Below are 15,507 nucleotides of genomic sequence, written 5' to 3'. Positions count from 1 at the left end.
TCATCCCTTAACCTCCAGCTTGGTCGCAATCTTCACCCCCAAAATATCAGCCATCAACCCGTCTGCCTTTTCCTCCAGCTTCAGAATATCCTTTGTCACCACGTCCAGCCCACGCAGTGGTTTGTGGCGATAAAAGTATTTGTTGAAGCTGATCTCATACCCGATCTTGACTGTCTCGAGGTTGATCCATGCCTCCGCCACATGCGGCTGCACCTCGGCGCGGAAATAGCGGTGAATGCTGTCCTTGAGCGGTACAGATTCACTGTCGCGTAGGTCCGAGTTGCTCTCGTACGTCAGATAGCTGCCATCTTTTTGAAGGTAGTACCCGAAATCCGCCAGATCACCCGCATCACATCCCAAACGGGTTGTCAGATCGCCCAGTGCGTCCCGCTTGAATTTATGCAGCTTGCCCATGACCTTTTCGGCCTTCGCATCATACCAGCTGACCGCGTTCAGGATCGCGTTCTTCTCGGACGCGGACACCTTGATCTTGCGCGCCTTGATCGCCTTGGTCACCGCATCACGGAAGATGTTGAAGTCTGCCGTCTCCTGCGTCCCGATATCCTCCATCAGGGTAAGCCCCGTGTTCATCAGGTCGCGCAAGGCCGTCCACATCTTGGTGTCTGTCAGCTTGGTCCGCTGTTTGGCGTTCAAGGTGATGTCCTGTTCTTCACACCATGCAAGGATCGCCTTGGTCTGGGATTTTAGAAACCCGTTCTCGTAAACACGGTCGCCATATTCAGCCCAGATATACTCCATCGGTTCACGCAGGCCTTTGTCAAAGCGCAAAGGCGCAAGGCGCTCCGCGCTGAACTGCGCACGGCGGCGGTCGGGTCGCTCGATGGTGACCTTGTGATAGCCGAAATCCGCGTTGTCGAAAATCTGGGCGGCGATGCCGACGGGATCGTTGTTCGCGTCAATCTCACGTTCAACGGGGGCAAAGTTCAGATAGGCCTGTGTGATCGCCTCGATATGCTCGGGCGCGAATTCGCAGTTCTTGTCGCCAAGGTTTTTGCGCAGCTTGCGGAACAGCAGGTTACCGTCGATCAGTTGCACACGGCCCCTGCGCGCCTCTGGCTTGGCGTTGCTGAGCAGCCAGATATAGGTGGTAATGCCCGTGTTATAGAACAGGTTGTTCGGTAGCTGGATAATCGTGTCGAGCATGTCATTTTCGAGCAGATAGCGGCGGATGTTGCTCTCCCCGCTGCCTGCGTCCCCTGTGAACAGGCTGGAGCCGTTATGCACCGACGCAATGCGCGACCCGATGGGGCTGGCGGTGGTCGATTTCATCTTGCCGACCATCTCCATCAAGAACAGGAGTTGCCCGTCCGAGGAACGTGGTGTGGCATCGACGGTTTCGGTGTTGCCCCAATAATCGCTCAGCTCAACCTGAAAGCGGCTGTCGATGACGTCTTTGCCGTCTTTGATGTACTTGAGTTCCGACGACCAGCTTTTGCCGTAGGGCGGATTTGACAGCATAAAATCGAACCGCTGACCTGCGAATTCATCAACCGACAACGTAGAACCAACTTTGATGTTCTCAGGATTGTTGCCCTTGATCATCATGTCCGATTTGCAGATCGCATATGTCTCGTCGTTGATCTCTTTACCAAAGAGGTAGACATCACCTGAGGCGGCGATCGGTCCGTCAGACTCTTTAATGTAGTTCTGGGCTTCCGTCAGCATTCCACCGCTGCCGCATGCGGGGTCATAGATTGTCATGATAGGTGGCAAGCGGTCTTTGATTGGGTCAAATACGAGGTGGGTCATAAGATGAATCACCTCACGGGGGGTAAAGTGTTCTCCCGCTTCCTCATTGTTTTCCTCGTTGAATTTTCGGATTAGCTCTTCGAAGACATAACCCATGCCAAGGTTTGAAAGCGCCGGAAGCATGTTTCCATCCGGGTCTTCGACATCATATGGCGTCAGGTTGATGTTGGGCGACACAAATTTCTCGATCACATCCAGCAGGACCTGTTTGTCCGCCATGTGGCGCATCTGGTCGAATAGCTTAAAGCGGCGAATGATCTCGTTGACATTGTCGCTGAAGCCGTCGAGGTAGTCTTCGATATTCGCCAGCATGATCTGTTGACTGTTTGTCGCGGTCGCGTGGATCCGTTTAAGGGTCCACTTGCTGGTGTTGTAAAAAACATAACCTGAGGCTGCTATGAGCGGCGCATCATCCAGCTCGGATGCTTTCATATCTTCTTTTTGGAAACGAACCTCCTCCAAGACAGCATCTTTTGTTGGTTCAAGAAGGGTATCGAGCCGCCTCAGAACCACCATGGGAAGGATTACGTCCCGATATTTACCACGAACATAAACGTCACGCAGACAATCATCTGCAATTGACCAAATGAACGAAGCGAGTTTGTTATGTGAATTATGATTCATTAGACTTTTTAATACTTCCTGTTTCAAGACCCCGAATTATCGGCGTCGATCTTTTATTGCAGCCAGGGCCCCGCATTTGAGGCAGGACCATCTCGATCAAAATCGTTTCGGCAGAATCAAATGCCAAACCCAGACGGCCGATCTGAACATATCCTGCGTTGAACCAACCATTGATCGTGTCGACCATAAAGCTCTCACTCTTTCGCGCCTTATTAGTCGCCCCCTTGAAGATCATCTTGATTCTTTTCGACGAACTAGCGAATTTCTTTTCGAATAACCCAAGAAATTGAAACATCGTTTTTGACCGCGATTTCAACCAAAACTCTATGATCTTTTTCTTCCAGGCTAACGGAAAGCCTGGTCAATTTGAGGGGACGGTCATCCATTGAAGCTCCCATTGTTGCTTTAAGTCTAAGCACCTGTGCATAATTGTTCAACAGATTGGTGCACTTAGTTTGTGCCTACTTAATAGGACGGTTGCATGGCCTACGTTTTCTACGATACCGAAACCACAGGCCTCGACAAAACGTTTGACCAAATTCTACAATTTGCAGCGATCCTAACCGATGCCAACCTAAACGAGCTGGATCGTTTTGAATTTCGCTGTCGTCTGCTCCCCCATGTGATACCAGCACCGGGTGCACTACTGGCTACACGAGTGACACCGGCGATGCTGACCGACCCGAACCTGCCATCCCATTATGAAATGTTGCTGCAGATCGCTCAGAAGCTACGCGGTTGGTCCCCAGCAATATTTACCGGATACAACACGCTGTCATACGATGAGCCGCTTCTTCGTCAAGCTTTTTACCAGACTCTGCAACCAGTCTACCTAACCAATACCAACGGTAACCAGCGTGCGGATGTATTACGTTTGACGCAAGCTACAGCAGCTCTGCTACCCAACGCCATGGCAGTGCCGATCAGCGTCAAAGGTAAGCCAACGCTGCGCCTCGATACGCTGGCCCCTGCAAATGGGTTTGCGCATGAAAACGCCCACGACGCGTTGGCGGATGTCGAAGCGACCATCTTTATAGCGCGGCTGATCCGCGACCGCGCACCGGCTGTTTGGAATTCTTTGATGCCTTTGGTGGACAAGGGTGAAGTAACAGCCCAGCTGGCGTCAGGCGAGCCGAAATGCCTGGTCGAATATCACATGGGGGTTCCTTCATTGCGCGCAGTTGTTGGGTGCTGACGACACCCAAAGAATAATACTATACAGGCTGTTTTTGACCTGCACCGCGACCCAGCTGAAGTTTTGAACTTGAGCGAGGAAGACCTAGCCGAGGAGACGAATGGACCCAATCGGGCGCTGCGGACGGTCTACTCAAACAAGATGCCTGCACTGGTCGATCCGGGACTTGCGCCAGACCTGCAAGCCGTTACTGGCCTGCCATTGACTGAGATCGTCCGCCGGGCCGCTGTAGTGTCCGCTAACGGTCAGTTTGCCGCGCGGGTGGGTGTGGCAATGGCACAGCGCCACCCGCCCTTCGAGCCCGCCCAGGTGGTCGAGGCCCGGATGTATGAGGGTTTCCCAAGTCGAGCTGACGAAAGCCGAATGCAGGCCTTTCACGCGGCGGATTGGGATGGTCGGGCAGAGATTGCCGAAACCATAGAGGATGACCGATATCGGGAACTGGCGCGGCGGCTCGTATTTGTGAACGCGCCTGAGGCTATACCCACTGCGCAACGCGACCAGTTGCAAACCTGGCTGGAGAATAGGCAACATGGGCGTGAAGGTATCGAAGCCGGGCGTAAAATCTCTGAGGCGATTGAGGAATTGAATAAGGATACAACCGCCTACGAAGCAAGAGAAATTAAGGCCATCCGATCCTGGTTGCAGGAATTTTAAGAATGACTGCGGTCAGGGAAACCCAGAGCGGGGCGCTACGGTGCACCGATCTTTTTTGTAACTTGTAACCGTAACTTAGTTCAGAAGGTTTCAGAAAAGCAAAAAGGCGGGGCACCGTAGCGCCCCGCTGGGTAGGGTTGCCTGGTTTGGGCCTAATGTTACGTTACAAGTTACACTGGGCGGTCAAAATGGCGGCTCGTCGCCACTCCCTGCATTGAATTGGCTGATGACCACAATGCCACCGTCAATCCTCTGAGCGATGTACTCTACCTTGCGTTCTTCGATGCTGCCGCGCGCGAACCCTTTGCGCTGGGCTTTCTCGCGCTTGCCTAGGTCGTGCATGCGATGGGTGCCATAGTCCCACCCTAGCCCAGCCATGACCGCCTTGATCCGCCGAGTATCCATCGTCGACATGCGGGCGGTGTCGGTACCAAGCAATAGCTTGACGCTGTCCATAGACACCCGCCCCTTCTTTCCACCAAACGCATCCTCCAAAACATCTGCATAGGCATCTTCGACCATACGCTGACCCTGCACCTCAGCAGCGGCAGTCCACAGTTTCGGAGACAGCGTGATTGAATCACCCGCCGCGTCGCGGACAACAGCCTCAGCCCACAACTGGTCAACATCAGCCGCGAAACGCGCGAGATCGATTTTCCTCACCGTCACCGGCCAGATACGACGATTACCAGTCAAGTCACGTAGATAGGCGATTTCATTCGTAGTGCCCAAAATGATGCAATGACGGCGAAATTCAGCTGCGTTGCGAGCATAAGCGGGACGGAACATGTCTACCGCGGTGCTCAGGAATTTCTTCAAGCTCTGGCTCGTCGTCTTGTTCATACCGTCCAGTTCCTGACATTCAACAATCCACGCGCGAGACATCATTTCTGCTTTGGTTTTGTCGTCGCTCTTTAAATCCAGACTACCGCAGAACCATTCATCGCGGATGGAGAGAAGCTGCGCGATTTGGGATTTTCCCGCCCCCTGCGCGCCTTCTAGAACCAGCATCGTGTCGAACTTAACACCCGGTTGCTTGATACGGCGCACACCTGCAATCAGCAACTTGCTACCAAACTCGGTGTTCAGCTCATTGTCGTACGCACCGCAGTATTGGGCCAACCATTTATCGATGCGCGGCGTACCATCCCAAACTAGGCCATCAAGGTAGTCAATCACTGGGTGATATTTCTGCTCGTGCGCGATAGACAGCAGTTCGCGTTTAATAACGGCAGGCGTTGCCTTGAAAGACAAGTCGCGAGCGAACGCACTGGAAAGGATTTCAACGATATCGTTTAGGTCGCGCCCATCCAATCCATAACCGCAGAACTCGTCCGTTTGAGTGAAGGTGTTGCGTTGTGCATCCACCTCCAGCGCCGCCAGCGCAAAGCGAACATTCTGCGGATCATTCCGGATCGGCTGTCCATCATCGCAGGCAGGCCAGCCACCTGTGCGCGCCTCAATCACTGCCATCGCACGCACAACTTGACGGTGCGCGTAGGTAAGTGAGTTAGGGCTTTCCAGCACATGGGCGCTGATGCCTAAATCCGGCGACATGATAATTGACAGCACATGCCCCGGCTGCATTCCGCGAAATAGCATCCACATCGTAGCAGCGAATACCAGTTCGGAACGTGATGCGTAGTTCTTACCGGGCGGGTTATCGCCCGACATGATCGCCTCAACCCAATAAGGGTGTGACGGCAAAAATTCTGCAAGATTTTCCGGAAGTGGGAGTGGTGTAATCTCGACGGTAGGCACAGCCAAGCCAGTGGAATTTCCGGCCGGCTTGATAGCACTTTTGGGCACCTTCACACGGAAATCTCCAACCGCATATGACCGAGGCGGCTTAGTCAGTTCCATCGGTTCAAAATGCCATGCCAGTGCCGGCTCGCGACCAGATTTACGCTTCTTGTCGTTCAGCCAGTTCATTGTCCACGGCAGACGGAGCAAACGATCCGCGTTATGCGTTCCCGGTCCACCTTGAAGAATAAACAACAAAGCCCTGTTCAAGACTTCGGCTTGCTCAACTTCCAGCGGCTCGTCTAACTTCCAAACCGCCTGGCACCCCCCACCAGTGAACCACATCGCCGTAGGCAGAGGTATTCCTTTAGGGCGCTTCTTCTCATCGTGCAGGACACTTAATACAATATCCTTCTGTTCGGTTTCCTCGCCGGGATAATCTTTGAAGTCGAGATCAACATGCAGGAAACGCGCGGTGGACAGATTTTCCTTCTTACGTTTGCCCGATAAAAACTCAGCATTAGGTAAGAAGTACATGTTGCGCTGCACATTATCTGAGTTGCCGGATTCAACAAAGGCCATGGCTTTCACTTCGTTTTGGGGTGCAAAATTCTGCGCATTCGGCTTAACGTTGCCTTGGCTAGCCATAGATTCGAGATGCATGGGCGCGTTCGAGGTCAGCCAGCGCAGGAACTCTATTGCCCGGGACGGGCTTGGCTTCAATTTATTCGCCATCAGTGAAATCCCCACAGCTACGAGCCTCCAGCCATTCGTCAATAATCGCGCGGCGGTAGAACACACGCGCGCCGATCTTCAGGTAGGCTGGGCTTTTCAAATTGGAGCGGCGCTTATCGAAAAATGAAGCGCTCATGTGGGTGTATTCGGCGACCTGAGCGGTCGTCAAAAGATCGAGTTTTTTAAATTCAGCCATTGTAATCTCCATGCTGAACCGAGCCCGCTACGTTTGCAGCAGGTTGGTTTGTGGAAGACTACGGCGTGGGGTTTGCGTTCCATTAAGGGACCACTACACGTTAATTGGTCCCGCCGTCCTACTACCGGCCTTTCACCGGCCCTGCGTTTGTCGTTTACGCTCTTGGGGCATATTTCTTGTAGGCAAAGACACTGTATCAAACTGCTAGCAATTTTCAATCGTAAAATTGGGGTCGTGCAAGCCCGTCCAAAACAATCAAACCCGATCCAATGCGCGCGTACGCGCGGGAGAACATCTAGAAGATCAGGGGTTAAACTCTTAAGCATCGGCCTTTGACTGCGAACCGCATTCGTGGACTCCGTCGGAGCGGGATTGACCAACCCGCCCTTTGTGTTGAGTGCCATCGATGGGGTGGGGTCAGGTAGAGACACGTCGGGTGCGACGGTTCACCTGATCGCCCCTTAAACACATAATGAGTGTTTCTCAACAAATCTGCGCAGCCGACACAGTTCGTCACCTACCGCCTTAGTAAAATTAAGATCGCTCGCCAAGAAGAGGGGCGCACCGGAAACCCACGGGCCAGTGGAAGTAGCAAGGCCCGGTGATGGGGTGGAAGTGGAGGTCTAAAACTTAGAGCCAATCAGATCCTCAAGCGCGGCTTTAAACGCGAACGCGTTTTCGGCACCATCAAGACGCCAAAAAGGCGCGGAACCTGGCCGGGGGGTTTCTTGAAATCCATGAATGGCTGCTGTCTTTTCTCCTGAAGTGCGATCAATAAAGCGCTTCGTGAGATACCAGTGCTGTCGGTCACGGTTGAAGCCACCCAATAATTTTCCATCTAACTTCACCTGGATCTGAATCTTCTTGGGGTGACAGATGAATTCTGCACTATTGCTAACCTCAGTAAAAAACTCTCTTGCGTGTCGCGGCAGATCAGCAATCGCCCGATCTATTTTTTGACTAGACTGCATAATTCCTCGCTGGGCAAAAACTGCACCTCTTTGGGTGGCCGACTTGTGAACTGCGATCAGTCGCCCGTAGCTGTATCATTAAGGATTTTGCGAAGTTCGTCGACCCAAAATGGTGCTATCTATGGTGAGTTCCCACGTTAATGCCGCAACCAGTTAACATAACTGCGCTTACGCGCCTGCAGCATTTCTCGTCATAGCGGGCGTTCAATACGCAGTACTTCTACGTCGGCAACCGGGACGAAGCTTCCGTTCGCTCCGTTTTCTTTCGCAGTCGTGGCATGACCTCCCAGCAAGAACGGAAGCTGCTCGATGCTGGGCGGTTGCGTAGGATAGAATCTGAAGCCGTTGACAAACTATTTTTACTATAGTAAGAGTTTTAAAAGTAAAAAGAGGGAATTTCGATGGCAGAGTTTCGATCAGTGGAAATCGATTTCGACGTTCACAAGTTTATCGAGCTTGCCCGAGAGAGTTTCGCTGAAACTCCGAACACCGTCTTGAGGCGTCTCTTGGGTATCGACGCAGCGCGGCCTGTTCAGTCAGTGACTGGTGGTGGGGTAATGCGCGCCTGGTCAGGAAAAGGAGTGCTGCTTCCTCACGGTACACGAGTTCGCATGGACTACAACGGACGGACCCACGAAGGCGAGATTATTGATGGCTCTTGGCTGGTTGAAGGGGAGCGATATAGCAGCCCGTCAGCAGCAGCTGGAGGGACTGCCAGAACCAAAAGTGGCAAGCGCACAAACCTTGACGGCTGGACTTACTGGTGGGCGCTGATGCCCGACGAGGCAACGTGGGTGAGGTTGTCAGAGATGCGATGTGATGAACCGAACCCCTCTGAACCCAAAGTAACCGATGAAGAAAGGGAAATTGAAGTGAAACACTCACACATTTCTGTCGCCGATCTGCCACCGGAGGGCGAAGTCATGGCTGCGCTCGAAGCCCTTCTAGAAAGAAAAAAGCGCGCAGTCACACCATCCGAGGCATACAGGAACCTTGCCGATGAGTTTAAGCTCTCAACGGAACAGCGTTCGCGACTGATGGACAATGGAAATGTTTGCCACTGGGAGAACCGCGTGCAGTGGGCTCGCAACAGCTTGGTAAAGGACGGGATCATGGCGCGCGGGCCTCGTGGCCATTGGGGCTTAGCGAAGCTGTAGCCAGAACGGTTCCTCAATTGTGTGGAGAGGATGGCGCGGATACTGATCGTCTATAATGCCTCTCCTTTCGGTCATTCGCTGTATGTTGCCCGAATGTCCGATCCAAACTCGCTAGTTGCGTCACATTCGTATGGGCTGGCTGTGCTTGAGTGACTAAAGCTGTGATCGCCTATCGCTACTATGTCAGTCTGATTAATCCCAAAAACCGGTATATCGGGAAATGCCTCATGAATTTCGGGAAGGGTGATTGTAACTGGCAACACAAAGGGTTCGTTCCCCATGATAGGGTCATAGCCTAAGACGGTTCTAGGATCGACGCGTCGGGCAACTTCTAGAGGAGCGGGCGGAAGCTTGATGAAGATACCGACTGTGTCAGCGTCCTTCACATTCCATTAATTATAATCAGTCGCTTGCTCAAAGGTTTCTTCTACGGCATTCCGCGAAAACGAAGCACCGTCTCCGACACGCCTATCCGTGGTGGGGTCAAGGAATGTTCCCCATCGGTAGTACTGATCATCGTTATGGAAGCCGTCGAGCGCGGCTTTTAGGATGATGCCAATATCGCCAAATGTCTCCAGATGGCCGGGCCAAATCACCGAACAGCACAGCTCGGCATTTTCGTCAGCACATTTTTCGATTGCGTTTCTTAGGTCATCTGGAAAGAGAAGGCCGCTGATTCCTTCGTCACCCTTTCCTGGTCTGGAGCAGTGAACGATTAATGCCTTGCGAACGATAAGCTCCTGTATCAGTTCGGCATCAGTCATAGGTTGTTGATCCTGTCACTAGCTTTCAACCGGATGCTTTGGCTGCCTGTAGTTCGGGGCAAAGTATAGCCGATGTCCAGCTGGTGTGGAATTCACATAATGGACCTTAAGGGTTTGCTTCTTACAACCAGAAGCTTCTAGTATCACGCTTCAGACTGTTGCGAATTTTGTGTCTCGTTATGCGCGGCTTTCTTGGCGAGAATAGTCATGGAGGCCATACCGCCAGCTTATTTTATCACGTTCGATGCTCTGCAACACTTGACCCAGAGCGCTATCTGCGTCCGTCAGGTGGATTACCAATTGATCCATACTGCGTGTTAGTGGGATCATCAGCCAATTCAAAGCGTATGAGGACTTTCTCGTTTGCGACATATGTGAACAAACAGTCGAGACTTGCCCAAATTGCCGCAGCGGGTGGCTCCAGATGCGTGCAGGCAAGCACGGTAATTTCTGGGGGTGTTCCGAGTTTTTTAAACAGGGCTGTGGCTACACAAGAAACCTTCAGCACTGAACCTTCTAGAGATCACCGGGTGGAAGGTGGCTTCGCGCAGCGCGCGAGGCAGCCTCGGATTTATTGGCCCAGACACAGTTTTCCGGAAAGAAACCTTTCGACTTGTCGAGCCTTACGAACGCCATGTTATGATGCGGCGGCTGCCCAACGTCGGCGATGAAAGCTTGCGATTTTCGCCATCCCTCATACACCTTGATCCCCTCAATATAGTCTTTCGTCCCTGGCTTAGTGGCTCCGTGTATGATGTGATCCCATGCCTTGTAAGCCTTCGTCTTCACGACGCTCTGTCCTGGTCGTGACGGTGTAGGCACATCTATTCGGCCATTTGACAAGCGCTTCTTGGCAGCCTGAAAGCTGATTTGGCGCGAAGCAGAGATGTATTCAGCGGCCTCCCGTCGCCCTGGAAATGGGATGGAATCTACTTCTGTTGGAACTTTGCTCGAGCCACCAGACTCGCCTCCCTCTAATATATTGAAGCCGTCTGGCACCATAGTCCTAAGCCTCATGATCCAGTATCGCTCCCTCGCCCCCAGGTTTATCTTGCTGGTGCCTTGGTCGATGGGTCGGATCTCAAAGGCTCCGGCTCCATGGACACGAATAGCTTGGTGCAAGGATCCCTCGTTCTTGACGCCACCTTCCTGTCTCGCTTGCTGTTGATGGTATTCCCATCTCCTATCGATCGTCTGGACCGTTTGACCAACGTAGAGGACTCCTGAATCAAGATGGCGCACCAAGTAGATGAAGCCCGCGGCCATGCCGGGGTTCGGCATTCTGTCGAAGGCTTCCTCGGGTGACATACCTGCCGCAATCCACCGCATGATCGTCGTCGGTGACGCGATGGGATTAAGGATGCGGCATGCAGCTTCCATATTGGGATATGTTTTTCCCGCAACGAGGATTGGATTTACTTCACGAACCGCACGGAGATTCTCAAGGCTAAAGATCTTCTCCTCGGGCATTCCATTCTGGCGACGCTTCAAAGCGCACCAATAGTCGACGCCGTGATCTGCACAGCGTGCCTTGAACGTGCCCTCCCTCAGCGGCCTTTTGCTATCGGCTGTCCCCTTACCACTCTTCCTGCCCACAGACTCATCTCCTTTCACCGAATGTTATGGGGATATTGGGTGCAAAAAATGACAGTTTTGTGGCGCGTCTTCATCATTCAGCAGCGCTGCCCATGTAGTAACTCTGCAGCTTTTTTCAGAAAACCAAATCTTCCACTCCTGACCGAGCAGTTGGCGGACGGTGTTGCATTTGCAAAAGGCTCTTAGAGCCAAGCAATCCATAGACTAAGGTCAGGGTGTGTACTCATCGCATTCAGCAGAACAGCTCTCCAGCCGTATTCCCCATAAAGAGATGCATTCTCTGCAGCCTCCGAAGCGAGGAAATCAGCGGCGCTAGCCCCTCCATTAGAGATATACGAGCGTGCACTTCTAAGAATAGTGTTGATGAAATCATTGGAATAGCCGTCGTAGTATTCGATCAGTCTGAGATTCTGGAAGTGCGCTTCCACGAGGGCCCATTCTTCGGCTTGCATGCCGGCCCGCTGAACTGAGAAGGTAGCACCGACTGCACAGGCTGCATGATCGGATGTAATTGTAACCGATAGAAAGGGCACGACAGGAATCGCGTCCTGGTAGAAATGCAGATACTGCCTCGCTCCCGCATTAAGCCATTCTTCACCCTTGGTCGAATTGCATCGACCACAGGCGGGCACCAAGTTGAGAGCGTGCGCTGCGAATTCAGGGAATCTCCCGGCCGGTAAATAGTGGTCGTAACTACCCGGTGTTGTCGCACCGCAATAAGGGCACCAAAGCAGACGACCCTTAGGCTGAGCATCCCTGATCGCCTGCTTAAGCTCATTCATCCGCTTGGTGGGAGCATAGCAAGATCTGAGTTCGTCTCGGATGCCGCCAAGCGTTGATGCAGGCATAGCCGCAAGCGTATCGGCACTAAGTCGAGTCTCATACTCGGTGAAGCGGTCACGGATATCAGATTCTGCAAGAAGCAGAGCGGTCTTTGCTAGCCCGCGTTTCTTGTTGTTCCTAATACTCTCAAAGACATCAATGTGGTTTGGAGGGGTTTGCACTGGCAAGAGTTGCTTCATTGGTCGCTCTTTCGTGCATAGCGTGCTAGTAGATAGGCCTTGGCGTTCATGCCCAATTTGTTTGGGAAAAGGCCAAGGGCATCTTCTTGACTCATCTTCTCCGCGATTGAATCGAGGGCATCTCGGTAGCGACTCTCGGTTTCATTGGTCCGGAAGACATGCTGGGTCAGTTCTGCCACACTCTCTCCGAAACTCTCGAATTCCAGTGGAGCTGCGAAGGTCGCGCCTTCTTCGTTTTTGAACACCACCACCCGTTTGGAAGGTATCTCTTGGATCACAATAGGGGAGTGAGTAGCCACTACTGCGTAGGATTTATTATCATTAAGGATTTCTGTTAGAACCACGATCAGATTTGCAACGGCGTTTGGATGCAGATGGGTCTCTGGCTCGTCGAATAGGACTAAGCTCTCGGGTTGAAGCCACGCGAGCAATCCTGTCACAAAGTGGCAGAGTATTGCTTGGCCAGAACTCAGGCGTCCGAGAAGTTCGCTCTCTTCTTCATCCTGCTCGATTTCAAGTCGCAGCTCAGTTGGGCTGAGCAGTCGTGTCTCGCCAAAAATCTTAGTAAGATGCTCGACCCAATCGTTTCCGCGGCTCAACTCGCGAACCCGTTTCTTGTTTGCGCGAAAAGTACTCTGCAATCCGGTCTGCGTAAGTTTGCCGTTCCTATCGCGGATGCCGCAGTAAACATAACTGCTCTCTTCGTGAGTGTCTGGACGGCTGAAGCGGTCGAACGCACTAAAAGAGACAGTCAAAATTCTAGTAAATAGCGGTTGGTTAACAGGAAACCTAGCGCTGCGCTGCTCGACGGTTTCAGCTGAGACGCGTCGCACCTGCGCGAGATCGGCGCCAAGCTGTGCTAGAAAGCGAGTCTTGCCGACAGCGTTGCGACCAATGATGCCTACGATACGCCCTGGTAAGGTATCGGTCGCCCAAAAGTCGAAATCGACCTGAATTGAATCTTCGTTATCCGATAGCCCGCAGACATAGCTAAAGGAGGGCTTCTCTACAGGTTGCTCACCTATTGACCAGGTGCTTCCAAACTGCATGGCTCGTCTCGCCGTATTCTCTCGCATCAGGCCGTTGCGAAAAGAACTCGAAGTTTCGAACCGGCCTGTAAGGCCAGGTCTAACGGAGATATCACGCAGGGCACTTAACACCTTGCGTGCATCATCGCCGAAAGTCTCGAACAATTGAACATAATAGTGTTCCGACTGGCCCAGTGAAATAAAATTGGGGCCGATGTCGTCACTAAATCTTTCCGGTGGAACGGTTTTGAGAACCGTTTGATCAGGTTTTTGTTCGTCACTTTGAAGTATTTTTAGCTTTCCGACAGGGTTCTTCAACCCGTTAGAATCAAACCAGAAAAGGTCGAATCTTAAACGACTCGAATAATCGTCCCAATTATCGTTTCGGATAACAAAGACATTTTTCAATTTGTATGGAATTTGAGAGCCGAATGGAACGCTGATAAATTGTAATGTAGATGGTGCAGTCATTAAAATCCCTAACGAAAAAGCTTTCACCAGGTGTGTTTGCGAAAGTATTTGTATTATTGTCAGATACTTGACTTATCATCAAATGGAAAGCAAATGAATCCAATGTCAACGGTCAATTGCCAAAACGAACAGTGACCTCTGTCACCATTAAAATAGCGCGACAGCGAAATCCCTGCACCCTGCTTTTGTCAAACAAAAGCTGCGATCATCGCTAATGGCCATAGGTGCATTGAGCAGACATTGTTAACCTGAAACTTATTGGCGGGATGCGATTTGCAGCCTAGATTTCGTTGAAGTACCATCTATCGCTCTTTTTGTTTTGGTCCCGCGACCTGCGTAACTCCCTGTCTGAAAAAGATTTTTCGAGAGTGATCTCTTTCTGTTATTTCGATTGCTGACACACTCTCTTGGCGGAGTGCCGGCGCAGATATACATCACTTACAAAGTTGGAATTAATACAACCGGTCAGTACCTTTGTTCCACAACTTTCCCAGTTGCGGATGCCACGGTGTGCCGAGCAAACTTAGTATCTGAGGATGATATGATGTGTTATTGGATCGCGCGAATATGCACTGCGTTCCTTAGACCGGTACTGATGTGTTATGGATTGCATATTTTGTTGAGAACCGGCGTTCTGTTTGCTGCAATTTCTAAAACATCGATGGATTTGTAGGGTGTATGGTAATCATTGAAAATGGGGCCATACGCGGGCCGCATGGTCGGGGCGACCCCCTACGTCGGTCGTCCCCGATTGACGCACCACACGGCGTTGTGTGGCCCCGGAAAACGGCATTGTCGGTCGCCCAACCCGATCGGATGTCGGTGGCCGTCGATGGATCTATTCATTCATAAATATTATTGGTGTTAGTGTCATGTCACCCCCCTCTCTAGGGGGTGACATGACACTAACATTACACTGGTGCCTGACACCACAATGACACCACGACACCAGCCTTCATTTTGTGACCCGATTTTGGCACTGCACCTTCCAGATATCCACACCCCAGCCTTTCGACGAGGTTGTCTAAGACCGTCTTCGAGAGCCACCAGGTGCGTCAATAACCGCTGGAACAGCAGTCCTGTCAGCCTGTTCAGCGGCATGTAATCTCTGCCGTACACCATCCTTTTCGATCACCACCCTGTCAGATTTTTTAAGTTCTTTCCAAGCACGATTGAAGGATGACTCCGACGTTCTCGTACTACTCACAAACTCCGTTTTCAGCTCCTTATGTGTTGCACCAACTTCAGAAAACTTGTCCCTGAGGATGTCAACAGTTGTGTCAGTATGGCCATTGCAAGCGGCAAGGAAGTCAAATTTTCCCGCAAGAACGAGCGAGCTTTTCCCGCCGGACAGTCCCACTTTTTCAAACGCTGCGCCCAAATCTTGGAAAGATTTTTCATCCTTCATTTTTGTAAACTGGAGGGAAACTCCCATTGAGCCAGAACGTTCGTGGCTTTCGCAATAAATCATCACGTCCGCGGCACCTCGTAACGCACTGGAACCACGCTCGTTTGGACTATTCTTTCCTGAGTGGTGAAGAACCAAAACCGTTGTGCCAGTCTCGCGCTTCAGTTCGT

The 15,507-nt window shown here is 51.9% G+C and carries 13 protein-coding genes and 1 pseudogene; 3 read left to right on the top strand and 11 right to left on the bottom strand.

What is annotated here, in order from left to right; genetic code table 11:
• Both AB9F29_RS00190 and AB9F29_RS00185 read right to left on the bottom strand, forming a co-directional pair.
• Window positions 1-2,394: an N-6 DNA methylase gene (locus AB9F29_RS00190; protein ID WP_369754189.1), complete on the bottom strand. Its 2,394-nt coding sequence runs from the start codon at window positions 2,392-2,394 to the stop codon at window positions 1-3.
• Window positions 2,395-2,648: 254 nt separating this feature from the next.
• Complete coding sequence (locus tag AB9F29_RS00185) at window positions 2,649-2,780, bottom strand: hypothetical protein (protein ID WP_369754188.1); 132 nt, start codon at window positions 2,778-2,780, stop codon at window positions 2,649-2,651.
• A 95-nt stretch (window positions 2,781-2,875) separates the two neighbouring features.
• Here AB9F29_RS00185 and AB9F29_RS00180 point away from each other — a divergent pair, with 95 nt between their 5' ends.
• A complete protein-coding gene (locus tag AB9F29_RS00180; RefSeq protein ID WP_369754187.1) occupies window positions 2,876-3,589 on the top strand; it encodes an exonuclease domain-containing protein in 714 nt (237 codons plus the stop codon).
• Between the two features lie 15 nt (window positions 3,590-3,604).
• Window positions 3,605-4,246, top strand: a pseudogene (locus AB9F29_RS00175) (hypothetical protein); the annotation flags it as partial.
• A gap of 183 nt (window positions 4,247-4,429) precedes the next feature.
• Here AB9F29_RS00175 and AB9F29_RS00170 read toward each other — a convergent pair.
• The 3 genes from AB9F29_RS00170 to AB9F29_RS00160 all read right to left on the bottom strand — a co-directional run bounded on the left by AB9F29_RS00170 (window position 4,430) and on the right by AB9F29_RS00160 (window position 7,891).
• Entirely contained in the window at window positions 4,430-6,724 is a 2,295-nt protein-coding gene (locus tag AB9F29_RS00170) for a VapE domain-containing protein (protein WP_369754186.1), read from the bottom strand.
• A complete protein-coding gene (locus AB9F29_RS00165; RefSeq protein ID WP_369754185.1) occupies window positions 6,714-6,920 on the bottom strand; it encodes a helix-turn-helix transcriptional regulator in 207 nt (68 codons plus the stop codon). The genes AB9F29_RS00170 and AB9F29_RS00165 overlap by 11 nt, the downstream gene beginning before the upstream one ends.
• A 623-nt stretch (window positions 6,921-7,543) precedes the next feature.
• Window positions 7,544-7,891 carry a hypothetical protein gene (locus tag AB9F29_RS00160; RefSeq protein WP_369754184.1) on the bottom strand — a complete coding sequence of 116 codons (348 nt, stop codon included), beginning with the start codon at window positions 7,889-7,891 and terminating at the stop codon, window positions 7,544-7,546.
• Window positions 7,892-8,292: 401 nt separating this feature from the next.
• Between AB9F29_RS00160 and AB9F29_RS00155 the strand changes: the two genes are divergently transcribed.
• Window positions 8,293-9,048, top strand: a complete 756-nt coding sequence (locus AB9F29_RS00155) for a winged helix-turn-helix domain-containing protein (protein WP_369754183.1) — start codon at window positions 8,293-8,295, stop codon at window positions 9,046-9,048.
• A 392-nt stretch (window positions 9,049-9,440) separates the two neighbouring features.
• Here the strand turns inward: AB9F29_RS00155 and AB9F29_RS00150 are convergent, their stop codons facing one another.
• From AB9F29_RS00150 to AB9F29_RS00125, 6 genes are all read right to left on the bottom strand, one after another.
• Complete coding sequence (locus tag AB9F29_RS00150) at window positions 9,441-9,812, bottom strand: hypothetical protein (RefSeq protein WP_369754182.1); 372 nt, start codon at window positions 9,810-9,812, stop codon at window positions 9,441-9,443.
• 177 nt (window positions 9,813-9,989) lie between these two features.
• The gene (locus AB9F29_RS00145; protein WP_369754181.1) at window positions 9,990-10,142 is read right to left on the bottom strand and encodes a hypothetical protein; all 153 of its coding nucleotides are present in this window, start codon (window positions 10,140-10,142) and stop codon (window positions 9,990-9,992) included.
• A 186-nt stretch (window positions 10,143-10,328) separates the two neighbouring features.
• Window positions 10,329-11,408, bottom strand: coding sequence for a GIY-YIG nuclease family protein (locus AB9F29_RS00140; protein ID WP_369754180.1), 1,080 nt, complete (start codon window positions 11,406-11,408; stop codon window positions 10,329-10,331).
• A 182-nt stretch (window positions 11,409-11,590) separates the two neighbouring features.
• The gene (locus AB9F29_RS00135) at window positions 11,591-12,430 is read right to left on the bottom strand and encodes an HNH endonuclease (RefSeq protein ID WP_369754179.1); all 840 of its coding nucleotides are present in this window, start codon (window positions 12,428-12,430) and stop codon (window positions 11,591-11,593) included.
• The gene (locus AB9F29_RS00130) at window positions 12,427-13,929 is read right to left on the bottom strand and encodes an AAA family ATPase (RefSeq protein WP_369754178.1); all 1,503 of its coding nucleotides are present in this window, start codon (window positions 13,927-13,929) and stop codon (window positions 12,427-12,429) included. Before AB9F29_RS00130 ends, AB9F29_RS00135 begins: the two co-directional genes overlap by 4 nt.
• Before the next feature lie 1,024 nt (window positions 13,930-14,953).
• On the bottom strand, window positions 14,954-15,403 hold the full coding sequence (locus AB9F29_RS00125) for a hypothetical protein (RefSeq protein ID WP_369754177.1): 450 nt from the start codon (window positions 15,401-15,403) through the stop codon (window positions 14,954-14,956).
• Window positions 15,404-15,507: the final 104 nt, after the last annotated feature.

The sequence above is a fragment of the Falsihalocynthiibacter sp. S25ZX9 genome, assembly GCF_041205405.1.
Taxonomy (GTDB): Bacteria; Pseudomonadota; Alphaproteobacteria; order Rhodobacterales; family Rhodobacteraceae; genus Falsihalocynthiibacter; species Falsihalocynthiibacter arcticus.
This window is presented reverse-complemented; position numbering and strand designations above follow the sequence as displayed.